Source organism: Metabacillus sp. SLBN-84, from assembly GCF_053629595.1.
The window spans coordinates 2983113-3006662 of the sequence record NZ_JBRJIP010000001.1; the positions used below are offsets into that span (position 1 = coordinate 2983113).

The window sequence follows — 23550 nt, forward strand, 5'->3', positions numbered from 1 at the left end:
ATCCTTATTTCAAAGCCTCCTCCACATACTGATTATCAATGACCTCGGATGTATCCAGTTTTTTATTGATTCCGCCTGCCTTGTATAAAAAGTCTGCCTGATCCTGATGGGCTTTTTTAAATTCAGCTGTGGCGGGTGATAAGATTTGAGTTGTATTTTTCAATACTTGAGAGATAATCTCAACATCCACCTTTTCAGCATCAGCTATTTCTTTTGCTGTTTGATCAAGATTTTCGGTGAATTGCTTTCTGACTTCTTCATATGTTTTCAGAAAAAGAACGGTCAGTTCAGGGTGTTCTTCTGTAAAATCCGAGCGTGCTATCAGAAATCCCGGGGCATTAATGTTTAAATCTTCTCCGCTGGCTAATATCTCAGCTCCAGTTTGGAAGACTGCAGTTGTTACATACGGCTCCCATGTGGACCACGCGTCAATGGATCCATTGTCGAGTGCCGGTCTTGCTTCATCAGGCTGCAGCTGAACGACTTTTATATCGGTGTCTTTTAATCCTGCCCGGTCAAGCGCAAGATATAAAAAATTGTAGGCGCTGCTTCCTTTTGCAACAGCAATTTTCTTCCCTTTTAAATCCTTAAGTTCTTTAATTGTGCTTCCCTTTGGCACGACAATCGAGTTTCCTTTTTTTCCGTCTGTTGTGACAGCAATAGCCTTAAAATCAATTCCGCCGGACTGTCCGGCAATAAGAGGAGTGCCTCCCGTTGCCCCAAAGTCAAGCTTTCCGGATGCGAGTGCTTCAAAATGCGGAGGTCCGCTTGCAAATTCATGCCATTCAACTTTTGCCCCTGCCTTTTCAAAGGCCTCTTCAAACGATTTTTTCTCCCGGGCGTAAGGAAGAATTCCCGTGCTACCCTGCACCCCTATATGGACGACTGTATTATCGCCTGATGCAGCTGCTTTCTTTTCAGAACTGCCGCCGTTGCCGCATCCCGTCAGATATAGCTGAATCATGACTAGTAAACTGACAAACATGCCCCATTTAAACCATTTTCCTCTTTTCATACACAAACTCCCTCCTGTTACGAGTTTACTTGATTCCCTGTCTTTTCATTTTTTTCACTGCTGCAAGTCCTAAATGTCCGCGCAAAGTGCTGCCTTCATATTCGTGTCTGAAAAGACCTCTGCGCTGCAATTCCGGAATGACTTTATGGGCAAAGGCATCAAATCCTTCGCTCATTATCTGCGGCATAATGTTAAATCCGTCCGCTGCTTCAGAAACAAACCAGTTTTCAAGCTCATCAGCAATCTGAACGGCAGTTCCCGCCAGTGTAAAATGTCCTCTTCCTCCGGCAAGCCTCTGCAAAAGCTGTCTGATGGTCAGCTGTTCTTTTTCAGCCAAATTACTGATGAGCTGTGTTCTGCTTTTATGCCCCTGAATGACAGCCGGAAGCTCGGGAAGCGGACCGTCAAGCGGATAACCGGTCAAATCTGCTCCCACACGCTTTGAAAGCTGAATCAGACTGTACTCCGGATCAGCAAGTTCATGAAGCTGCGCTTGCTTTTCTTTCGCTTCTTCCTCTGTTCTCCCAATCACAGGGCAAATACCCGGAAGAATTATGGTTTCTTCTTTTGTGCGCCCAAACTCAAGAGCTTTCGCTTTTAACGCCTTGTAAAACGTTTGTGCATCTTCAATAGACGATTGCGCCGTAAAAATGGCCTCTGCATATTTTGCAGCAAAGCTGATTCCTGTTTTGGAGGAGCCTGCCTGCACAATGACCGGGCGTCCCTGAGGAGACCTGGAGCTGTTAAGAGGACCTTTAACAGAAAAATATGTTCCTTTGTGATGAATTTCATGTACTTTCGATGAGTCTGCGTACCTGCCGTTTTTTTTATCTCCGATAAACGCATCTTCCTCCCAGCTGTCCCACAGCTTGAGAGCAACATCCACAAACTCTTCAGCTTTTAAATACCTTTCACTGTGAGGAGGAATCTGCTGCAGGCTGAAATTTTGTGCTTCTTCATCTGTACCTGAAGTAATCACATTCCACCCAGCTCTACCTTTACTGATATGATCGAGTGATGAAAATCTGCGCGCTACATTATAAGGTTCGTTAAAAGACGTAGATACAGTGGCAATTAAGCCTATTTTTGATGTAACTGCTGAAAGGGCGGATAAGAGAGTTAGAGGTTCGAGGCCTCCCCCTCCAAACTCGCCGAATGCTGCTCCCTTTTTTGAAACAGAGTATCTGTCTGCGAGAAAAATAGAATCAAGCTTTGCTGATTCAGCCTTTTGAACAATCTCTTTGTAATAGGAGATATCATGAATTCGTTCAATTTCTGCTGATGGATGTCTCCATGCTGCCTCATGATGTCCCATGCCCGAGAGAAACAAATTCAGATGCATCTGCTTTTTTTTCTCCATACGTCTCCTCCTCATCCTTTGTAGCTGTCACGCCATTTCAGCAGTCTTCTTTCAAAAAGACGCACGAAAGAATCAGATGCTTTTCCAAATACAGCAAAGATAATGATCCCGACAAATACAATCGTGGTCTGCGAGAACTGCCTTGCATCTGTAATTAAATACCCGATGCCCTCGCTTGATCCCATTAATTCTGCAGCCACAAGTGCAAGCCACGCTGCGCCAAGCGAGAGCCTAATTCCAAGGAGAATATTTGGCAGGGCCGAAGGCAGAATCAGGTGTTTGATCTGCTTCCATTTACTGAATTCAAGGACTTTAGCAACTTCAAACAGCTTTACATCTACACTTCGTATTCCTAAAAATGTGTTCACGTAAAGCGGGAAAAACGCTCCTTTTGCGATTAACAAAAGCTTTGATGCCTCACCAAAACCAAACCAGAGAATGAATAGCGGAATGACAGCAAGAGTAGGAATGGTTCTCAGCATCTGCATGGTGGGATCAATCGTTTCTTCTGCCTTACTGGAAAAACCAACTACCAGTCCAAACAGAAGTCCAAGAGATCCTCCAATCACAAACCCTCCAATAGCACGGAGCAGACTCACTTGAAAATGATAAAGAAGATTCCCTCCTGTCAGAAGATCAAGAAAAGAAAGGAAAATATCGGTTGGCCTCGGCAGTAGAGTCGGGGAAATCAGTCCGAGATACCCCGCGAGCTCCCATAATGCCAATACAGCTGCGGGAAGCAGCATCCCTCTTGCAATCGCTGATGATTTCCCGTTTTTTCTCACTTCATCTATAGCGGTTTCCCCTTGCTGTGATTTATGACCGGGTGCAAAAATCCATAATGCTTTTTGGCTCAAATTGACCTCCTCCTTATATTCCCGCACTGTCTACAAGCTCAAGTTCATCGGTTTTTTCAAATTCGTTCAGGATCAGCTGCCGGTATTCCTGGAAGGACCGGCTCGTTTTTTTTCTTGGATGAGGAAGGTCAATGCTCACGATGTTACGGATGGAACCGGGTCTGGCATTCATAATGACAATGCGGCCCCCGAGATAAATAGCCTCATCTATATCGTGAGTGACAAACAGCATTGTTGTTCTGTTTTTTTGCCAGATATCAAGAAGAACTTCCTGCATATGTGAACGTGTAAAAGCATCAAGGGCTCCAAAAGGTTCATCAAGGAGCAATACTTTAGGGTTTCTGAGGAGGGCTCTTGCTATAGCTGCCCTCTGAGCCATTCCCCCTGACAGTTCTTTTGGAAAAGCTTTTTCAAAACCGGAAAGCTTGACAAGTTCAATCAGCTCTTTCACTTTTTTCCACGTTTCCCTTTCAAAAAGGGAGTGATTCGCCGCTATATTTTTTTCTACGTTCAGCCACGGAAACAGCCTTGGCTCCTGGAAGATGAACCCTTTGTCAATACTTGGACCCTGTACCTCTTCCCCCGCAATTTGCACACTTCCTGTTAAGTCCGTGTCGAGCCCCGCAATAATCTTAAGCAGGGTGCTTTTTCCGCACCCGCTCGGACCGATAATCGTGATAAATTCTCCGTTATGAACGGAAAGCTGAATATCTTTCAAAGCATGAGTTACACCCTTTTCAGATCGAAACCGTTTGTTTAACTGACTGATCTCAAGCAGTGTCATACATGCCCACCTTCCCGGGCGGTAACCTTTTGTTTTTCTTTTATAAGCGGAAGCAGCAGCTTCCCTGTTATTTCTGCTTCCTCAAGATTTGGATACCCAGATAAAATAAAGGAAGAGATGCCTAGATCAGCGTACTCCAATATTCGGTCTGAAACTTGATCCGGCGTGCCTACAAGCAGCAGGGAACCGCCTCCCCTGACTGATGACAGGCCGGTCCAAAGATTGGGACCAGCAAAATAATCTTGATCTGCCGACTGAGCCCGAAGCTTATTCTGTCTTTTTTGGTTAACGGCATCGCTGCGGTTGAACCGCACAGATGACTGTTCAACTGCACGATGATCAACTTTACTGATAATGTTCCATGCAGCACGGTATGCCTCTTCTTCTGTCTCCCTTACAAGCACCTGTGCCCGCAAACCGAATTTCAGACTGCGCCCGATTCCAGTTTCTTCTCTTTCCTTTTTAAGCAAGTCTCTCATCTCTTCCATCTGCTCTTTAATCCAATCAAGCGGCTCAGCCCACATAAGATATACGTCTGCCGTTTTAGCGGCGGTCTTTTTACCTGCAGCAGAACTTCCTCCAAAGTAAATGGGCGGATGTGGTTTTTGAACCGGTGCAGGCTGGCTTGCCCCCTGCTCAATCGCATAATAGTTGCCTTGATAAAAAAGCCCCGTTCCGCTGCCTGAGGCATGAGCCGCTAAAAACTCGTTTCCTTCTGCAGGAGCCTGCTGCTCCCACAGTCCCTTTACGATCTGCAGAAATTCAAGCGTTCTGTCATACCTCTTGTCATGATGGTCAGCAAGAGGATCTCCGGTTGCACGCAAATCATCAGGGGAACCGCCTGTCACTATATTCACCAGGGCCCGGCCTTTGGACAAGACATCAAGAGTTGCTGCCATTCTAGCTGCAAGAACAGGCTCGATCAAACCCGGCCTCATCGCTACGAGAGGCTTTAGGATGCTTGTGTGCGAGGCAATCATAGAACCCGTTATCCATGCGTCAAGGCATGAGCCGCCTGTAGGAATTAAAGCGAATGTAAATCCGGCTTCCTCTGCTTTTTTTGCCACATTGATCATATATTCTGCTGTTGACTCCCTTTCCGGTTTTACTCCTATGTAAGCTCCGTCCCCCGTCGTTGGAATAAACCAGCCAAACTCAATCTGATGTCCTGTTATACTCATATCTCCTCATCCTCTCTCATTTTTCCCATTAAAAAAAGACACGTTCTACAAGTAGAATTCGTGTCTTCTCCGGATGACCGGTCGAATGACTTCAGCTTAGCTTTTAACAGGCTTCGGCTTCGTAAATCTATTCTTTTCAGTGCTGTCGAGCTGGGTGATTTCTCCTCCGTGAATGGTAATCAGCACAGATCCGTAATCGATTTTCTTAACGGCGGTTAGAATTTGCTGAAGATGTGATTCATTTACATTGGCCATCCGTGTTCCCCCTTACTTCAATTCTTTTTGAATGCTCAGATTTTGGGCAATTTCTGCAAATTGTTCAAATTGAACGTCAACCTTCTCCTGTACCTCTTCATCCTTAATAGGCTCATTGGCATCTGATTTATCTACATACTTATCAAGTACATAGACTCCTTTAAGAATGGTCTGTGCACTTAAAGCAGCGAGCAGCGGTTTAAGTGCGTAATCAATGGCCAGTAAGTGAGCTGCACTTCCGCCGACCATTAAAGGAAATACGGGTTTATTCTTGAAGATATCCTGGGGAAGCAAATCCAAAAGTGTTTTTAAAGCGCCCGTATAAGCCGCTTTGTATACAGGCGAGACAATGACAACTCCGCTGGCTTCACGAAGAACCGAAATTGCTTCTGTGATGGATGGATCATCATATTTTCCCCGGATTAGTACATCCGGATTAAAATCAAGAACTGAAATCTCTCTTACAGTTAACCCTCTTTCCTCTGCTTTCCTTTTAATATAAGCAGATACAATTGATGACCTTGACGCTTCAGATGGGCTTCCGGAAATTGATACAAGATAACTCACAACCATCATCCTTTCCAATAAGTACAAAGGCCCCAATATCTGTTTAAACAAGCAGAAAGTGGAGCCTTCGGTTTTCCGATTAGCATATCACATTTTTTGTAATTGTCTGTATTTTATAACTTATTAATCCGATAAGTCAACTATGTTTTTAAAAAAATTTAAAAAACCAGCTCTGCATGTAAACAGCAAAGCCGGAAAAAATTTAATACCTCGCAACAGAAAGACAATAATACGTATCCTTTCCAACAATGCCGTCAGATGACAGCCCTTTATCAGCTTGAAATGCCTTTACGGCACGTTCCGTCATACTTCCGAAAATCCCGTCAGCAGAACCCGGCGAATAGCCGAGGCAGGAGAGTGTCCGCTGAATGGCGGCAACATAGGCGGACTTGTTTCCCGAATAACCATCCTTAGCAAGATACGCATGGCTGAAATCAATCACGATATTGCTGAGGACAACTCCGCAGATGATTCCGCCGGACCGGACAAAGCCTTTATCCGACTTGCTGATAATCCACTGATAACCTTCATTTTCTGTACGGGCATTTTCTTCCCATGCACTTCTCCCGTTGCACGAATACGCTTTTGCATCTAATGACATATGTACTTCCCCCTAAAAAAATCATTCCGTTCATGTACTCTGACTGCCGTTCCATTCTTTATGTATTCCCAGAAAGTACTTGAACCTCCATATAGGTACGAATGATGGGGCTGATTGGTTTCAAATTTCCATATGAGTTAATTCTCAGATGCCCGCTGTGTAAACAAACTCGCAAGGACATAAGCACAGAGTGAAATCAGAATAGGGAGAACGACTGTGTGCATGCCGAGCGCATTTGGATAAAGCCTGTCAAACAAAATGTAGGATCCCATTCCGAAAATCATTGATGCAAGCGCTCCGTATTTGTTTCCAAGGGTCCAGTACAAACCAAAAATAACAGGCCAGATAAAGACAGACTGGAGGCCTCCGAATGAAAAAAGATTCAGCCAGATCAACAAATCCGGCGGACTCAGAGCAAACAGCACAACAGACACTCCAATGATGCTTGTCACCAGGAAACTTGCTGTTTTCACTTGTTTTTCACTCGCATCAGGCTTGATATAATTCAGGTAAATATCTTTTACAACAGCCGAGCTGACAAGAATCAGCAGAGAGTCAACCGTTGACATGATTGCTGCCATCGGTGCTGCCAGGACAAGTCCTGCAAGCAGCGGCGGAAGCACTTCAAGCGTCAGCATCGGCATCACCTGATCTCCGACTTCGATTCCCGGAAGAACAGAACGTGCAAAAACACCAATAAGATGCATGCCGAGCATAATAAATCCGATGACGCCCGTCCCAATAATGATGGCCTTGTGCATCGACCTTGAATCCTTGTAAGACATCGCACGGACAGTAATTTGCGGAAGGCCCACTACTCCAACCCCGACAAGAATCCAGAAGGAGGAAACATAAAGCGGCGTCAAGTCCCGCTCAGCACCAAACGGAGACACAAAATCAGGATTTTCAGCTGCGAGATCTGCCATAATCGCAGGTATACCTCCACCGGCTATTATTACGGCAACCAAAAGCACAAGCGTTCCAATAAACATGATGACACCCTGGACAGCATCTGTGAGCGCAACTGCCCTGAAACCGCCGATAATGACGTAAACAAGGACAGATACTGCGAAAATAAACAATGCGGTTGTATATGACACTCCGGTGAGAGACTCAATTAACCTTGCCCCTCCAACCCATTGTGCCGCCATGGCTGAAAATAAAAAGACAATGATGCTTACCGCAGAAAGAATAACAACGGCATGACTCTGATACCGTTCTTTCAGAAAGTCTATAAGCGTAATCGCTTTATACTGCCTTGCCATAATGGCAAATTTTTTGCCGAGCACCATCAGGACAAAATACCCTGTCGCAAGCTGGGCCATTGACAAAAGCACCCATCCGAGGCCTTTAGTGTATGCAACACCCGGACCGCCAATGAAGGAGCTTGCACTTCCGTATGTAGCAATCATTGTCATCGCAAGAACAAAGCCCCCCAGCTGTCTTCCTCCAAGAAAATACTCCTGGAGGAACGAATCAGCGGACTTCACGTGACGGTTCGCCAAGAATCCAACTAAAAAAATCAGAACTAAAAACAGCAAAAGAGGAAAAATAACTTGCCAGTTCAATTTGAATCCCCCTCTTCTGCATCATCAAAGGGCACTTCTTTAAAAAAGAATCCAACAATCAGCGCAACAAGGACAAGCATCACAATAAACCCGAGCACGCAGCTGTAGAAAAACCATTCCGGCAAACCGAGCACGTATTTGTAGGATTCAGGATCGCCCGAACCGAGGCCGTACGCGAAGCCAAACCACCAGATAAAATTAAAAATAACAAGAACAAGTCCGATTTTCGCTTCCCTGTGGGCAATCTTAAATCGCCAGTCACTGCTTTTTTTCATACCCGCTCTCCTTTCAAAAGAAATTCTAGTATTTATTATAGCTATCTTCACTGGAAGAATCATCAGGGTTTTTCGAGCGTTCTTTCGAAAAAAACAGGTTTAGAGCCCTCCGGCATAGGGAATTGTACTCAGAGGTCTGCTTCAAAAACACAAAAACATGCAAAATCTTTTTCTCACTTTCTATCACGATTCAAGTCACGATGAGACAAGTCCGGAAAGATGCGTTATACTGTTCAAGTGCCTTTTTTGCCCCTTCCTGCAGCGGACATCATGTTTACTGGCGCGCACGGCGCAATCATCCATCCGGTATTTTTGCCTGCGAGAGCAGGCAGCTTAGTGTTCATGAGCAAATAATAGCTAAGTGAGAATGATTTGGTTAATGCATTTTTTTAACGCAATCTTTAAGGGTTAGTTACTATTGCTTCATAGAAATGAAAAAAGAGAATTGTTGGTTTTGCATGTTTTTGTGTTTTCCAATTGAAGTAAACCCTCTGCGAATCTATCAAAGATGGGAGTTTTTAATTGAATATGAAAAAAGTTTCAGCAGTATTTTACGTATCGGCTGCCATTCTCTCTCTTCTTGTGCTTGCGGGTGTCGCTGCACCTAAAACACTTGAGAGAGTGACTGGAAGTCTGCAAGGAATGATTACAGATAAATTTGGATGGTATTATTTGATTGTCGTGACCGCGTTTGTGTTTGTATGTTTATATTTGCTCGTAAGTCCGATTGGCCGGATTAAACTTGGGAAACAGGAGGATAAGCCTGAGTTTTCACGTCCAACCTGGCTTGCCATGCTGTTCAGTGCAGGAATGGGAATAGGCCTGGTCTTTTGGGGAGCAGCTGAGCCGATCAGCCATTATGCGATCAGCTCGCCTACCGGAGAGACAGGCACAGATCAGGCAATCCGCAACTCTATGCGTTTTACGTTTTTCCATTGGGGCATTCACGCCTGGGCTATTTATGGAATCGTTGCACTCGTACTCGCTTATTTCACTTTCCGTAAAGGGGAGCCAGGACTCATAAGCGCAACATTGAGGCCTATCATTGGCCGCCATGCAGATGGGCCTGTCGGAAAAGCGATTGATGTGATTGCTGTTATTGCCACTGTTATCGGCGTAGCAACGACCCTTGGCTTTGGAGCTGTTCAAATTAACGGAGGATTGACGTTCTTGTACGGGATTCCTTCAAATCTATGGGTACAGTTTGTCATTGTGGCTGTATTTACCATCCTTTTTATAGCTTCTGCATTAAGCGGACTTGGAAAAGGAATCAAAATCCTGAGCAACGCCAATATGGTTCTGGCATTTGCTCTCTTTATACTGATGTTTGTATTTGGCCCAACGCTCTTTACACTAAATTTATTTACAGATACAATCGGAACTTATCTTCAGAATCTGCTGAATATGAGCTTCCGAATCTCGCCTCTTGACGAAGAAAACCGCAGCTGGATCAACGGCTGGACCATTTTCTATTGGGCCTGGTGGATTGCATGGTCTCCTTTTGTCGGCATCTTTATTGCCCGCGTCTCAAAAGGAAGAACGATTCGGGAATTTGTCGTATTCGTCTTGCTCATTCCATCACTAATCGGATTCATCTGGTTTTCAACGTTTGGCGGTTCAGCCATTTTGCTTGAACACGAAGGAATTGCAAAAATTTCAGCACTGGCCACAGAAGAATCTCTCTTCGGTGTCTTTGAAAACTATCCGATGGGAACCGTTCTTTCCATCATTGCCATGCTGCTTGTTGGTACGTTCTTTATCACATCTGCTGACTCCGGAACATTCGTGCTCGGCATGATGACAACAAACGGCTCGCAAAACCCAAGCAACAGCGTCAAAGTGATCTGGGGAATTTTCCTGGCTGCCATTGCTCTTGTCCTTCTTTATTCCGGTGGACTGCAGGCCCTGCAGAACACGATGATTATTGCTGCTCTGCCGTTCTCAGTCATTATGGCGCTAATGACCATAAGCTTAATGAAGTCGTTATCAAAAGAAGCAAAAGAACTCGGAATGACACAAGTTCCTGTGAAAAAGCAGAAGAAGAAAGTAGAGACTCCTGCATAACATTAAACTAACAAAAGGCTCAGAGCATTCGCTCCTGAGCCTTTTGTCTTTACCAAGTATCTTTTTATTTATTACCTATTTGATTAACCGAAACAGTTCCGCTGACTTCATTCCCAATCAAGATCAGCGGTTTGCCGGTTGGGCTGATCTTTGCCGGAATGAACTCAAGTCCTTCCGGAGAAACATCCCCTGCGATGGCTGCTGAAAAATCCCGTGTGTTAAAGTAATTGGCAAACTCCGGAGAGGCGGGATTTGACACGTTATATGTCATAACGCCACCGATGCGCTCAAGACCGATAAACGCATAGACGTCTCTGCCGATTTTTCCGATTTTTACATCCTCAGGTTCAGGCCCTTTTTTCGCACTGCGCTTTTCAAAAGCTGTATCGTCATTTGACCAGTTGAAGACTTCCGGAAAGCGCTTTGAGGTCACGTTCTCAAAGTCGCTGCCGCTGTCATAGACAAGCTCCATCGTATTTTCATTCCAGATGGAAAAAGATCTTCCACCAAGAGTATACACGGCATCCGTACCGCGGTCTGTCAAAACCTCAAGCTTATCAAATTTGCCTGATTGCTTCATCTGAGCGAGCGCTTCCTTGGATTCTGCTTCTGACATCCCTTTAAAAAGCGATGAGTCGAGTGAAATGCTGTTTTTCACATCCTTGAAATCAGCAATGTTTTCAAATTCTTCCCATTCGGTAGCATCTCCTTCGTTTGCCGTAACAAGATACTCCTTACCCTTAATCTTCATATAAGCGACGCTGTCAGGCATGTATGCTCCAAGAACCGGAAGCCGTTCAAGCTCAATTTGGTCATTCCGCGCTGCATCAAGCTCGTTTCCAGGCAGGGAATGGTCTTTATAGCCAAGTGATTTAACAGATTTGACCTTCCCCGTCTTTAGATCAACTGCGGCAATGGCGTTGTTTTCCTGAAGAGTCACATAAGCAGTACTTCCACCTTTATCGAGGGCGATGTATTCAGGTTCAAAATCCCTTGCTGCATCTGCTTTTGTTCCGTTGTTGCGGATATGAACATCGCTGTTAATAACTTCAGAATCATTAAACCCTGCACGCTTTACGCTTCCGGTCCTCAGATCTGCAATCGTTACAGAACCCTCAGGATCAATGCCTTTTTCAAGTCCTTCGCGCGGTTCGCCTTCATCAGCCGATACGATATATCGCCCGTTTTCAGAGATTCTGACCATATCAGGCTGAACGCCGGCATCAAAGGTTTTAAGCAGGTTGCCTTCATAATCCATAACCGCAATTTTTCCGGATTTTGCATAGTCTGCTTCCTGAATGGCAACGGCAATGATGTTCTTTTTCGTGTGAATGTCAATGCTTGTTACATCTCCGTACTGAAAGGAAGCTGAGTTTACAGCATCCGCGATATTTAAAGATTTCTCTTTTTTAAGCTCCTGCTTTTTCCCTGAAGCAAGTTTTGAAAGACTGACGATATCAATCGTCTGCTGCTTACCGTTGATGACATAAAATTTCTTGTTGTCTGAGTTGTATTTGACAATCTCCGCGACTCCGCCATCTTCATCTGTCATTCCAGTGCTGAAGTTTCCGATTTTCTTAAGCTGAAGGCTGTCCGTAAAACGCGGGTGAGCTGAAGTATCTCCTTTTAATTTGGCATCTGCAGGATAATTCCCCAAAAATCCCGCTGACAGCATCACACCTGCTAAAGAAAAGGCACCTAATTTACTGTACAGACTTGAACGTTTCAACTTCATTCCTCCTGTCCTTTTAAAAAACTACCTTAAGAGTAGCGGAAAAAACGGGTCGATTACGGTTAAGTTTCTGTAAAGAAATATGGAGGCTTTGTAAAAGTAAATAAGAGCATACAAAAAAAGGCTTATCCGATAGGAAGCCTTGTTTGTCATGACGCAAGAGCAGCCTTCATCTGCTTTCTCGCTCTATGTATTTTCGTTTTAACAGTCGGAAGCTTTAAGGAAAGCTGTTCGGCTATTTCCTGATCCTTCATGCCAAGAAACAGCTTCATCATCATAATCTCGCGTTCTTCCGCTTTCAGCTCATTAAGCACTCCTTTTGCTTTTTCTTTCAAAAACGCATAATCAGCGGTTTCCTCCACGCACTCTCTTCCATCCGCAAGTACAAGGTCTTCGAGGGACATCTCATTTCTCTTTTTCCTGATAAACAGATCAATCGCCGTTCTTCTTGCAATCGAGGAAAGCCAGTTTTTCAGTTTGTCTTTTTCAAAAATGGTATCAAGCTTCAAGAATGCCTTAATAAAGGTTTCCTGGACAATATCCTCCGCCATGTGGGGATCTCTTGTCATTCTCAAAGCAATTCGATAAATAACGGTATAGTAAGTTTGATAGATTTCATTAAATGACGGCTTTTCATACGCCAGTGCTGCTGGGGGCATCTGACACTCACCCATCCTTCTCATATTCTGTTTTCTCTCTTCCTGTATGATTATAAGCCAGCAGCACGTGGCGTTAAAGGAAACTTTTTCTTAAGATTTTTTAAAGAAGATTTAAGAAATTATAGATTGAACGTATGTTTAATTCGGAGAGCTGTTTCCTCGGCCGGGAGATTCGTATTATTAATCCGTGTATAATTTGTTCTTTTTATTTCTCCCTCGTCCGAGTTCAGTCTGTAGATCTCCATGCTAGACAGCAAATCATTTTCAGACCAATCAAGATTGCGCTTAGTTGGTTTATGTGCAAGGCGGTGTTCACTTTTGTTGCGGAGGAGTCTTACATCTGTATCCGCTTCTAGCTCTGCAAAGTATACGTCCGCTCCTTTTGACTCAAAAACAGCGCAGATCTCTTCTACATAGTCCCAATCCGTCTGTTGATCAAACGCCCATACATATGTAAAAATCAAACCGGGCAAATCACTCCCCGCCACTTCCTCGAAGATTCTCTTCCTGAACTCACCAACCAGCTTTTTCCCTTGCACAGTCCCATAATTAAAAAAAGGAGCTACAAGGTCAATGGTCATGTGATTATGAAAAAGCTTCAAATCCGTCATCTTTTCAAGCTGCTGTCCAACCGTCATTTTCCCGACAGCCTGCGGGCCGAAAATCAATACAAATTTCATCTTAACTCTCCTTATTTATCAGGGACTTTTTCATGCACAGACTGGCGGATTTGCCGATATAGGGACCATAGTTTGGAATGGAGCTGTATCCGACCCTTTTATATAGATTAATAGCTTCGTGCTGCTTTGTACCTGTTTCCAGAACCGCATCAGTATACCCTTTTTCTGCTCCCGTCTGTTCGAGCTGACGCACAATCTCCTTTGACAGCCCCTGTCCGCGGAACGTTTTTTCAACGAAAATCCGTTTCAATTCAATCGTGCTGCTGTCGAATTCTTTGAAGGCTCCGCAGGCTGCTGCCACGCCATCTTTATAAATCAAAACCACATCGTGAATATCATCCAGCTGATTATGGGGAGTGTATTCTTTTTGCAGATCCCCGTACCGTTCATGCAAATCCTGATCAAGCAGCTTAACGAGGCTCAGAAAATCATCATTGCGGCCATTTGTTTTAACTAGTTTCATTGTCATGTTCCACCCCGGAAATTAGAATACTTTCTATTTTCAGGCAACAGAAGGACAATTACAAGGAATAAAAGACTTAGACAGTAAAAAAATCCGAACTGAGGTGTAGTTAGTTCGGAATCTTTGCTGTTTTAGGTCATTTCTAATGTACATTATTTTCTGGCGCCACCCACCCCAGTGCTGCCACTTTCATCAAGGGTGTAGCCACTTTTCTGGCACCACTCACTCGAGTCCTGCCACTTTCATCAAGGGTGTAGCCACTTTTCTGGCACCACTCACCCGAGTCCTGCCACTTTCATCAAGGGTGTAGCCACTTTTCTGGCACCACTCACCCGAGTCCTGCCACTTTCGTCAAGGGTGAAACCACTTTTCTGGCACCACTCACCCGAGTCCTGCCACTTTCATCAACGTTGGAACCACTTTTCTGGCGCCACTCACCCGAGTCCTGCCACTTTCATCAAGGGTGTAGCCACTTTTCTGGCACCACTCACCCGAGTCCTGCCACTTTCGTCAAGGGTGAAACCACTTTTCTAGCACCACTCACCCGAGTCCTGCCACTTTCATCAACGTTGGAACCACTTTTCTGGCGCCACTCACCGAAGTGATGCCACTTTCATCAAGTTTGAAGCTCCTTTCTTGGCGCCATTCCCACGAGTGATGCCACTTTCAACATAGATGGAGCTCCTTTTCTGCCCCACTCCCCAAAGTGTCATCAACCTTCCTTCTGCACTGTACTGACACGCTTTTTGCTAGCCTTTACCGATCTACTTCCCCCCAATAATCTCATCAATAATGCCGTATTCCTTTGCTTCCGCTGCACTCAAATAGTAATCACGGTCAGAATCTCGGGCGACTTTTTCGATTGGCTGTCCTGTCCGTTCAGCAATGATTTTATTGATGTGCTCGCGGAGCTTTAGAATGCGGCGCGCTGAAATTTCAATCTCTGCCGCCTGGCCTCTTGCCCCGCCGAGCGGCTGGTGGATCATGACTTCACTGTTTGGAAGTGCAAAACGTTTTCCTTTTGTTCCGGCCAAAAGCAGCAAGGCCCCGAAAGATGCGGCCATACCTGTACAGATCGTTCTGGCGTCAGGTTTGATATATTGCATCGTATCAAAAATGGAGAAGCCTGCAGTGATTGAGCCGCCTGGACTGTTAATGTAAATAGATATATCCTTATCAGGATCTTCTGCAGCCAGGAATAACAGCTGAGCCACTGTCACGTTTGCCGTGTGATCATTAATTTCATCGCCAATCATAATAATCCTGTCTTTCAGCAGGCGGGAATAAATATCATAGGAACGCTCACCGCGGCCTGAACTTTCAATGACGTAAGGGATCGTACTCATCCTTTTTCCTCCTTCATAAGGCTATGCAGCCATTTTCAGAGAAGCAGACGAAGACCGTCTGAACGGAATGTACACAAGTGCAGGGCTGTCAGTGTTTTTAAATGTGAGGATATCAGGCAATGCCTTCAGCAGCGGCGCAGGATCCTGAAACTGCAGTGACGTATACATCAAATCCGACAGCCATTCCCTCTCCACCTCATCCCAATACGAATCTGCTTCGCCCTTTTCTTTGGATAACCGCTTTTTCGCTCTGAATACAGCTGATTTGACGGACGTTTCTGATGTTTCAAGGATCTCCGCCAGTTCATTCGCCTGATAGTGAAAGACTTCCTTAAGCAAAAAGAGAACCGCCTGCTTTGGCGTGCATTTTGCCAGAAGATGCTCAAGCAAGCTCCGCCGTTCAATCATCTGATTCGCATGATCCGCACCGCTCATTTCAGGAAGCTCGCACGGAGTCTCTTTCTTGCGCTTTCTGACCACATCTATCCAGTGATGATAAGCCATTTTATTTAACAATGCAGAGCTCAAGGCACTCTGATCATAGGTCAAGTACGCCTTCAGCATCACTTCCTGGGCTGCATCCTCACCGTCATATTTATCCTGGGTCAAGAACCGGCAGTAATGCTGCAGCTTCCTGTACAGCTCTTTCATATTGGGATGTTCCTGCTTCTTTTCCTGATTAGTTGACAGCCTGTTGCCTTGCATGCTCTCACTCCTTTTTGCCTCTCTGCTTTATAAACGGATGAAAACGGATAAAAAGATACGGGGTATAATACTTTTTATTTTATACAATTGCGCCTGGATATGACCAGAGACAGAAAAATTGGTAATTTCAAGAATGTATGATATGGCATGAAATAGGCAGTGAATTATGGTAAGCTTGCCGTATCTTTTAGGAGAGGGAGTTTTTGCATGCTGCTGCAGGCGCTGTTAATCTTTATTCTGCAACTGATTTTCGTACCGGTTTTGACGATGCGGACCATCCTTTTGGTGAAAAATCAAACAAAATCAGCCGCTGGTGTAGGATTGCTTGAAGCAATCATTTACATCATCAGTTTAGGAATTGTTTTTCAGGATCTATCAAACTTCTATAACATCAGTGCCTATGTACTCGGGTTCAGCATTGGGCTGCTGCTCGGCGGCATGCTTGAGAAGAAGCTTGCGATCGGCTACATCACGTACCAAGTAAACATACCGGAAAAAAACACTGAGCTAGTTACTGACTTAAGAAATGCCGGTTTTGGCGTGACGGTTTTCGAAGGACAGGGAATGAATTCTGTCCGCTACCGTCTTGACATTGTATCCAAGAGATCACGTGAAGAAGAGCTTCAGGAAATCATCCACTTGAGGGAGCCTTCAGCCTTTATGATGTCTTATGAAATCCGTTCATTTAAGGGCGGTTACTTAACAAAGTCGATGAAAAAAAGACAGAATATGAAAAAAAATAAACAGGTAAAACAGGAAGGCCACTCTATATAAGGAGCGGCCTTTTTTCTATTCATGCATATTTAACGGAACATGCAATAGCTTGTAATAAGGACATCAAACAGGAGGGATCTTTCATGTGGGTGATCACCCTTTTTCTGAAAGAATCGGTCAAAATGTATGAATTCAGTACAGAAGAAGAAGCGAGGGATGCATTTAAGCGTTTGAAAGGGTGCAAGTTTTTATCCGAGATTGTTTATTTTAATGATCCTTGCTTCTCATAGAAAAAGGAAGATCTCAGGGGGGCCGCTTGCGGCCTTTTTTCGTTGTCCTAAAAATATGTCGTACAGGCCCTTTTTCAGGAATAGGATGACATATAGAGAGTGTATAGGAGGCTGTTAAATGACCGTTTTTCTGACGTACATCCTTCTTGGAATTTCGCTAGCGGCACCTGTTGGCCCTGTGAATGCTGCTCAGCTGAACCGTGGAATTAAAAAAGGATTTTTTCATGCGTGGGTGTTTGGAATAGGAGCTTTGTCAGCTGATATTTTGTACATGCTCCTTGTTTTTTTAGGTGTGTCTCAGCTGATTGAAAATTCTTTCGTGCAGGTGTTTCTTTGGTTATTTGGTTTTTTTGTCCTTATGTATACAGGGGTGGAGGGTTTAAAAGGTGCCGGGGAATTACATATTGATAACCGGAAAGATGCAGGAGACTCCCTTTTCAGCTCTTTTTCTTCCGGTTTTATCATGTCCATTTCAAATCCGCTTACGGTGATGTTCTGGCTGGGCATTTTCGGGTCTGTTCTTGCGAAAACGGCTTCGGCATCGAGCGTGCAAGATTTAATCGGCTATAGTGCGGCCATCATCCTCGGCATTTTGCTTTGGGATTTTGCCATGGCCCTTGCTTCAAGCTTTGCGAGGCGCTTTCTGCATTCTAAGCTGCTTATTCTGATTTCCATCCTGTCTTCTGTGTCAATGATCGGCTTTGGCATCTATTTTGGCTGGCATGCGATGATTGTGCTGTTTTTCTGAGTTTTTGTATGAGGCATCTTTTGCCTGTACAGACTAGAAAGAGCAAATCAGCAGGAGGAATGGTCATGGAACAATCTGAAATGAATCAGATGCAGGAATTGGTCAAGCAGGCACGTGAAGCAGTTATTGGGGCACAAATGAATTTTAATCCTGAAGAATATCAAAAAGCGTTTAAAGCACTGACTCTGGCAAAAGAGCATGTGAACGCCGCCAGGGCACACGAGGAAGACTCACCGGACCTGCTGCATGCAAGTGAGCATTTGATGCATTTAAACGAAACGCTGACTGCCCTTCAAAGTACGAATTCTTTCTAAGGAGCGCTGAACTATGAATCCGTCTAAAATAAGCTGCCATACTGAATACGATGTAATGGAAAGTGTCGTGTTGTGCAAACCTGAATTTATGAGAATCCATCATGTCATCAATGAAACACAGCGGCGCTACCATAAGGAAAATATTAATGTAGAAACGGCGATTGCCCAGCATACAGCGTTTATGAATGTACTGAAGGAAAATGGCATTGAAGTGCACCATCTGCCCCCAAAAAAAGAATTTCCGGAACAGGTTTTCACAAGAGACATCGGTTTTACAATCGGGGATACCATTTTCATCTCAGCCATGAGCATGCCGGTCAGGCAGGGAGAAGAACAGATTTTAAAGGACTGGCTGAAAAATTATGATCTTCCCTTCATTGATCTTACAGAAGACCAGACTGAAGGCGGAGATGTTATCATCCATCAGAAGACCGTTTACATAGGCATCAGCGAACGGACAACTGAGCATGCGATTGAACATATTCAGGCCGGGATTCCTGATTATACGATCATCCCGATCCCAATTAAGCAGGAAATTCTGCATTTGGACTGTATTTTCAATATCCTGTCCCCTACCGAAGCCCTTATCCACAAAGAAGGAATGGAAGATGCTGAATACGAGCTGCTCAAATCACATTTTGACCTGATTGAAGTATCAGAGGAAGAACAATTTGCCATGGGCGCAAATGTTCTATCGATCGGCCATAAAAAAGTCATCAGTCTTCCTCAGAATAAAGGCGTCAATGGCGAACTGAAAAAACGGGGATATGACGTGATTGAAGTTGATTTCAGTGAGATTATTAAATCAGGCGGGTCGTTCAGGTGCTGCACCATGCCTTTAAGCCGGAGAACTGAAGCATGAGGAAAAGCCAGGGAATATCCCTGGCTTTTTCATGTGAAAATGCTGATGATTGCAAGCATCATCCCAAGTCCGCCTATAAACGCATAGGTCGAATACCGTTCATTTCCGTCCCCGTGGCTTTCAGGAATCAGTTCTTTATAGACAATAAAGAGCATGGCACCTGCCGCAAACGATAAACCGTAGGGAATCAAATCATCAATATAGTTCGTCAGTGAGTAGCCAAGGAGAGCTGCTGCAATTTCGATGCTGCCTGTTAAAGCAGCAAATAAAAAGGCTTTTAGTTTAGACATGTTCTGGTTCACAAGATAAAGAGCAACAAGCAGACCTTCCGGGGCATTCTGCAGGCCAATCGCAAGGGCAATGATTCCTCCAAGCCCTCCGGAATCACCGGCATAGCTGACTCCAACAGAAAGTCCTTCAGGAATATTGTGAAGCGTAAGGGCGGAAACAATTAAAAACGTCTTTTTATCAAGATTAGGCATATAACTGAGATTTTCACGTTCGGGATGGCTGTGCGGGATGTATTTTTCCATGCGGTCAAGCACAAATGTACCAATCAAAAGGCCTGTTAAGACAACCCATACATTTGATTTGACAAGCGCTTCCGGTATCAGACTGAAGCTGCATGCGGTCACCATAATGCCTGCTGTAAAGGCAAGCAGCATATCCCTGAACTTATGTGACAGACGGTTAAAAAGCAATATGGGCAGAGCACCGAGAGCAGTGGCAAACGCAGAGATGGAACTGCCGATTATCATATCCAGCAAGAGATCACCTTCCTGCTTAAATGTATTCACGACACTATGGTATGTATGATTGTTTAAAATTGCCCCCTCCTGTTTTTTCACCTCATACATAATTGCCCCCCCATATTCGAACAATACCACTGTATAGGAGGGATTGTATGAGCAGCTGTACACCAGCAGGCAAAAACAAAAGCCCGGCTAAAGGTGATCTTGCATGGTGGCAATTATCCCTGATCGGCATCGGCTGCACGATCGGCACAGGGTATTTCCTTGGATCCGGCATCGGAGTTAAAATCACCGGGCCATCGATTGTCCTTTCGTTTCTTTTGGCAGCACTCGGTACATATATCGTCTTTAACGTACTTGCAAAAATGACAGCAGCCGATCCACAGACAGGCAGTTTCTGCTACTATGCAGGAAAAGCGTTCGGCAAGTGGGCGGCCTTCAGCTGCGGCTGGAATTACTGGGCTTCAAACATTCTGATTATGGGCAGTCAGCTCACGGCCCTCTCGATTCTTTCGCAGTTCTGGTTTCCGCATGTCCCGCTGTGGCTCTTTGCCACCGGTTATGCCATATTGTCCATCCTTGTCGTGCTGACCGGAACAAAAGGGTTTGATAAGACGGAAAATCTGTTTGCCGTGATTAAGTTTGCGGCCATCCTCATGTTCATTGTGCTTGCCGTTGCGGCGCTCGCTGGAATGCTGTCAAGTTCAAAGGAACCAGTGGTCCGAAGTGGACTTCCCCCGCTTTTCACTGGAGGACTTTCAGGTTTTTGGGCCTCCCTCACCTACGCATTTTATGCATATGGAGGAATTGAAGTCATTGGACTTATGGCCATGCAGCTGAAAAAGAAAGAAGATGCACCAAAATCCGGAACAGTGATGCTGATCTGTCTTGCGGCTGTTTATGTTGCATCTCTTGCGCTTGCCGTTCTCATCGTTTCTGCAGATGTGTTTCACGAAAATGAAAGTCCTTTTGTCACTGCCCTTTCAGCTTACAATCTGCCCTTTTTCCCTCATGTTTTTAACGGGGCCATTATTATTGCAGGCTTTTCTGCGATGACGGCATCTTTGTTCGGCGTAACCAACCTTCTTGTCATTTTGGCAGACGATGGCGACGCACCGGCCTTTTTTTCCAAAAAGAGCAGGAAATTAAAAGACCTGCCGCTGCCTTCTCTTGGACTTGCCGTCATCGGTCTGATTGCTTCTATTATTACGGCACTGCTATTGCCCGGGAAAATTTATGAGTATATTACAACGGCAGCAGGCATTCTGCTTTTATACAACTGGTTCTTCATTGTGATCTCGTCGCTTAAGCTGCTGAAACAATCCGTTCTCATGAAGATTGCCTCCTGGACCGGCCTTGTGCTGATTGTGTTTGCTGTCAGCGGAACCCTGCTTGATCATGAAGTAAGACCGGGATTTTATGTAAGCCTGCTTTTTGTGATGATCATAGCAATCGTCTGTCTGTTTATGAAGAAAAAATGGAAAGTGAAAAAGACAACGCCTAAATATTTTTAAGGAAGGTGCGAAACATGGCAAATGCCAAAAAAGAGCAGGCAACAACCGAGGATGCAGTCCTGCTGATGTTCCTCTCGCTTGCAGAGAATGACGGGATTGAAATGAATGTCACACTGAATGTACAGGGCACACTGGTTTCGGGGGTATTAATCGGTTCCAGGGCTTATTACGACGGAATTACAGAATCCGCTCATGATCTCCGCGATGACACAATGTCACGCATTATCGGAAAGCGGTTTGAAGATTTAAAAGATGAATATGTGAAACAAAAACAAGAGCAGGGTGATAAAAAAGCAGACGAACAAGAACCTCCTGCTTATATCCACCTGAGAAATGCAAAATATCAGCATACGCAGCCGGCCAATCCGGCATGGTGGCGGGGGAAAGTTTCATCAGTTGATGCTTTTTCTTTTGATTCGTTAATATGAGGCTGGGACATCACTGTTTCAGCCATAAAAAAAACCGGACTAGGGTATAGCAGCTAGTTCGGTTTTGTTATGTTAAAGGACTAAAATAGATTCCCATTTGCAGGAATCATTCGCCTTAGTGGCACCACTTTTATCAGAGATGGATGCTCGTCGTGGCGGCATTCGATGTAGTGGCGCCATATCTGAACCCGTTATAATATGTTTTGGCCTGCCTTTTTTTTTCACGAAAAAAAGCATCCTTTTCAGAATGCTTTTTAGAAAAATTTCGGTTTCAGCGGTTTGGGTTTTGCTTTAAAGTTTTTAAAAACAAAGATCAAAAGCAGAATGCCTGCACAGCCTGCTGCGATAAAGGAAATCGTTAAGTAATTTTTCATAACAGCCGTCATGATCGGCGGGCCGGCTGCTACTCCTATAAACCTTGCTGAGCTGTAAAAAGAAGAAATCGTTCCCCTCTCTTCTTTTTCGATGTTTTCTGTAACCATCGCATCCAGGGTTGGCAGCATGGCGCCAATCGCGAGGCCGGCGATGCTGGTCACGAGAAACAGCAAAAACCATTCATCCTTCACAAAGCCAACAAATGCCGTACTAATCGATAAAATGACGAGGCAGAGCATCGTGATCGTTCTCATCACTTTCACATTTCCTTTAATCGTTTTCCCTGTAACATACGCTGAGATGCAAAGGACAAGCAGCGGGATAGCCAGCATAAATCCTTTTTTAATGCCAGTCACACCGTACTCCTTTTCCAGATAATCGGACAAAAAGTACAAGATGGAAAACAGAATAAGCATGATAAAAGCACCGAGCATAAAAACCAGATACAGCCATTTCCCTTCTTTTTTAAACGTTTTTCTCGTTTTTGACAGGAACTCGCTGAAAGCAGGCGGTGTTTCTGTCTTTTTCGGCACCTTCACGAAAAAAAAGACCAAAACAATGGAAATCAGGCTGAAAAAAGAGATTGAAAAAAATGGAACAAACCACAGAATTGATGCAAAAAATGAACCGATGATTGGACTCAGCACTTTGCCGAATGTATTTGATGTTTCAATAATTCCAAGACATGAGCTTGTCTTTTCGTCATCATTTTTATACAAGTCACCGACAAGCGGCAAGATGATTGGCGACGCACCCGCTGCCCCTATGCCCTGCAGAACCCTGCCGACAATGATCAGCAGATAGGGATCCGGCAGTTTCCAGGAGGCAAACCCGGCAATAAGCCCTCCAATCATGGCAATGATCAAGCTTGGTATGATTACTGCTTTTCTTCCTGCCCGGTCTGAAAGATACCCTGCAATCGGAATGAGGATGATGGAAGCGATGGAATAGCTTGTGATAACCATACTGGACTGAAAAGAGGTAATGCCCACCTCTTTTTCAAAAACCGGCAAAACGGGGATCAGCATGGAATTTCCAAGGGTCATGACCAAAGGGATGGAAGCCATGCTGATTAAGCACCAAATACTTACCTTCTTACATTGTTCAGCCATAGCCGCACCTCATATCAGAATATACGCTGCAAAATGCTTTTTAAAATGACTGTATTAGTGTTTCCTTTTGGTGATGAATTATGTGCTGTGAATGGTTTGCCCCATCCTGGAGCAATCTAATATCGAACGAACGATGCGGAGGTGTCAAATATGAAAAAGCAGCCATCAGAAGAGCTTGCAGGAAGACAGTTTGAGGTTTCTGACTATGAAGGAAAATCCCAGCTTGAAAAAGGCCTTGCAGAGACGCACGAACAGGTCAGTGATGATTACTACGAAGGTACAATTGATCAGGAAAACAGCAAAAAATAAAACCAGACGGAACTTCCGTC

General features: G+C 44.6%; 26 protein-coding genes and 1 pseudogene. 9 read left to right on the plus strand and 18 right to left on the minus strand.

Going from position 1 to position 23550, the window contains the following annotated elements; translation table 11 throughout:
• Window positions 1–4: 4 nt before the first annotated feature.
• The 10 genes from RKD52_RS15225 to RKD52_RS15270 all read right to left on the minus strand — a co-directional run bounded on the left by RKD52_RS15225 (window position 5) and on the right by RKD52_RS15270 (window position 8463).
• Window positions 5–1015, minus strand: a complete 1011-nt coding sequence (locus RKD52_RS15225; RefSeq protein ID WP_454100350.1) for an aliphatic sulfonate ABC transporter substrate-binding protein — start codon at window positions 1013–1015, stop codon at window positions 5–7.
• Between the two features lie 25 nt (window positions 1016–1040).
• Window positions 1041–2375, minus strand: a complete 1335-nt coding sequence (locus tag RKD52_RS15230; protein WP_454100351.1) for an LLM class flavin-dependent oxidoreductase — start codon at window positions 2373–2375, stop codon at window positions 1041–1043.
• A gap of 11 nt (window positions 2376–2386) precedes the next feature.
• Window positions 2387–3232, minus strand: coding sequence for an ABC transporter permease (locus RKD52_RS15235; protein ID WP_454100352.1), 846 nt, complete (start codon window positions 3230–3232; stop codon window positions 2387–2389).
• 13 nt (window positions 3233–3245) lie between these two features.
• On the minus strand, window positions 3246–4016 hold the full coding sequence (locus RKD52_RS15240; RefSeq protein WP_454100353.1) for an ABC transporter ATP-binding protein: 771 nt from the start codon (window positions 4014–4016) through the stop codon (window positions 3246–3248).
• On the minus strand, window positions 4013–5197 hold the full coding sequence (locus RKD52_RS15245) for an LLM class flavin-dependent oxidoreductase (protein WP_454100354.1): 1185 nt from the start codon (window positions 5195–5197) through the stop codon (window positions 4013–4015). The genes RKD52_RS15240 and RKD52_RS15245 overlap by 4 nt, the downstream gene beginning before the upstream one ends.
• A 96-nt stretch (window positions 5198–5293) precedes the next feature.
• On the minus strand, window positions 5294–5452 hold the full coding sequence (locus tag RKD52_RS15250) for a YezD family protein (protein ID WP_454100355.1): 159 nt from the start codon (window positions 5450–5452) through the stop codon (window positions 5294–5296).
• Window positions 5453–5464: 12 nt separating this feature from the next.
• Complete coding sequence (ssuE, locus tag RKD52_RS15255) at window positions 5465–6019, minus strand: NADPH-dependent FMN reductase (RefSeq protein WP_454100356.1); 555 nt, start codon at window positions 6017–6019, stop codon at window positions 5465–5467.
• A 202-nt stretch (window positions 6020–6221) separates the two neighbouring features.
• A complete protein-coding gene (locus RKD52_RS15260) occupies window positions 6222–6620 on the minus strand; it encodes a peptidoglycan-binding domain-containing protein (protein ID WP_454100357.1) in 399 nt (132 codons plus the stop codon).
• Window positions 6621–6757: 137 nt separating this feature from the next.
• Window positions 6758–8188: a sodium/pantothenate symporter gene (gene panF, locus RKD52_RS15265; protein WP_454100358.1), complete on the minus strand. Its 1431-nt coding sequence runs from the start codon at window positions 8186–8188 to the stop codon at window positions 6758–6760.
• Window positions 8185–8463: a YhdT family protein gene (locus RKD52_RS15270; RefSeq protein WP_454100359.1), complete on the minus strand. Its 279-nt coding sequence runs from the start codon at window positions 8461–8463 to the stop codon at window positions 8185–8187. Before RKD52_RS15270 ends, panF begins: the two co-directional genes overlap by 4 nt.
• A gap of 528 nt (window positions 8464–8991) precedes the next feature.
• Between RKD52_RS15270 and RKD52_RS15275 the strand changes: the two genes are divergently transcribed.
• Window positions 8992–10527, plus strand: coding sequence for a glycine betaine uptake BCCT transporter (locus tag RKD52_RS15275; RefSeq protein ID WP_454101245.1), 1536 nt, complete (start codon window positions 8992–8994; stop codon window positions 10525–10527).
• 64 nt (window positions 10528–10591) lie between these two features.
• Here RKD52_RS15275 and RKD52_RS15280 read toward each other — a convergent pair whose 3' ends face one another.
• The 6 genes from RKD52_RS15280 to RKD52_RS15305 form a co-directional block, all read right to left on the minus strand.
• A complete protein-coding gene (locus RKD52_RS15280) occupies window positions 10592–12256 on the minus strand; it encodes a choice-of-anchor I family protein (protein ID WP_454100360.1) in 1665 nt (554 codons plus the stop codon).
• Window positions 12257–12408: 152 nt separating this feature from the next.
• The gene (locus RKD52_RS15285) at window positions 12409–12918 is read right to left on the minus strand and encodes an RNA polymerase sigma factor (protein WP_454100361.1); all 510 of its coding nucleotides are present in this window, start codon (window positions 12916–12918) and stop codon (window positions 12409–12411) included.
• A 119-nt stretch (window positions 12919–13037) separates the two neighbouring features.
• A complete protein-coding gene (locus RKD52_RS15290; protein ID WP_454100362.1) occupies window positions 13038–13598 on the minus strand; it encodes a shikimate kinase in 561 nt (186 codons plus the stop codon).
• Between the two features lies 1 nt (window position 13599).
• Entirely contained in the window at window positions 13600–14061 is a 462-nt protein-coding gene (locus tag RKD52_RS15295) for a GNAT family N-acetyltransferase (RefSeq protein WP_454100363.1), read from the minus strand.
• Between the two features lie 764 nt (window positions 14062–14825).
• Window positions 14826–15407 carry an ATP-dependent Clp endopeptidase proteolytic subunit ClpP gene (gene clpP / locus RKD52_RS15300; RefSeq protein ID WP_454100364.1) on the minus strand — a complete coding sequence of 194 codons (582 nt, stop codon included), beginning with the start codon at window positions 15405–15407 and terminating at the stop codon, window positions 14826–14828.
• A 21-nt stretch (window positions 15408–15428) separates the two neighbouring features.
• A complete protein-coding gene (locus RKD52_RS15305; RefSeq protein ID WP_454100365.1) occupies window positions 15429–16112 on the minus strand; it encodes a sigma-70 family RNA polymerase sigma factor in 684 nt (227 codons plus the stop codon).
• A 210-nt stretch (window positions 16113–16322) separates the two neighbouring features.
• Between RKD52_RS15305 and RKD52_RS15310 the strand changes: the two genes are divergently transcribed.
• The 5 genes from RKD52_RS15310 to RKD52_RS15330 all read left to right on the plus strand — a co-directional run bounded on the left by RKD52_RS15310 (window position 16323) and on the right by RKD52_RS15330 (window position 19040).
• On the plus strand, window positions 16323–16886 hold the full coding sequence (locus RKD52_RS15310) for a DUF2179 domain-containing protein (RefSeq protein WP_454101246.1): 564 nt from the start codon (window positions 16323–16325) through the stop codon (window positions 16884–16886).
• A gap of 83 nt (window positions 16887–16969) precedes the next feature.
• Complete coding sequence (locus RKD52_RS15315) at window positions 16970–17116, plus strand: hypothetical protein (RefSeq protein ID WP_369732508.1); 147 nt, start codon at window positions 16970–16972, stop codon at window positions 17114–17116.
• A gap of 118 nt (window positions 17117–17234) precedes the next feature.
• Complete coding sequence (locus RKD52_RS15320; protein ID WP_454100366.1) at window positions 17235–17864, plus strand: LysE family transporter; 630 nt, start codon at window positions 17235–17237, stop codon at window positions 17862–17864.
• Between the two features lie 65 nt (window positions 17865–17929).
• Entirely contained in the window at window positions 17930–18178 is a 249-nt protein-coding gene (locus RKD52_RS15325; RefSeq protein WP_454100367.1) for a hypothetical protein, read from the plus strand.
• Between the two features lie 13 nt (window positions 18179–18191).
• On the plus strand, window positions 18192–19040 hold the full coding sequence (locus tag RKD52_RS15330) for a dimethylarginine dimethylaminohydrolase family protein (RefSeq protein ID WP_454100368.1): 849 nt from the start codon (window positions 18192–18194) through the stop codon (window positions 19038–19040).
• 29 nt (window positions 19041–19069) lie between these two features.
• On the opposite strand, the gene RKD52_RS15335 is transcribed toward RKD52_RS15330, so the two are convergent.
• On the minus strand, window positions 19070–19798 hold the full coding sequence (locus RKD52_RS15335) for a ZIP family metal transporter (RefSeq protein ID WP_369733061.1): 729 nt from the start codon (window positions 19796–19798) through the stop codon (window positions 19070–19072).
• A gap of 146 nt (window positions 19799–19944) precedes the next feature.
• Between RKD52_RS15335 and RKD52_RS15340 the strand changes: the two genes are divergently transcribed.
• Window positions 19945–21306, plus strand: coding sequence for an amino acid permease (locus RKD52_RS15340; protein WP_454100369.1), 1362 nt, complete (start codon window positions 19945–19947; stop codon window positions 21304–21306).
• 14 nt (window positions 21307–21320) lie between these two features.
• Window positions 21321–21734 (plus strand): hypothetical protein, encoded by a 414-nt coding sequence (locus tag RKD52_RS15345; protein WP_454100370.1) that lies wholly within the window; start codon window positions 21321–21323, stop codon window positions 21732–21734.
• Window positions 21735–21988: 254 nt separating this feature from the next.
• Here the strand turns inward: RKD52_RS15345 and RKD52_RS15350 are convergent, their stop codons facing one another.
• Entirely contained in the window at window positions 21989–23221 is a 1233-nt protein-coding gene (locus RKD52_RS15350) for an MFS transporter (protein ID WP_454100371.1), read from the minus strand.
• A gap of 138 nt (window positions 23222–23359) precedes the next feature.
• Between RKD52_RS15350 and RKD52_RS15355 the strand changes: the two are divergent.
• Window positions 23360–23530: pseudogene (locus RKD52_RS15355) on the plus strand (DUF4025 domain-containing protein); the annotation flags it as partial.
• Between the last annotated feature and the right edge of the window lie 20 nt (window positions 23531–23550).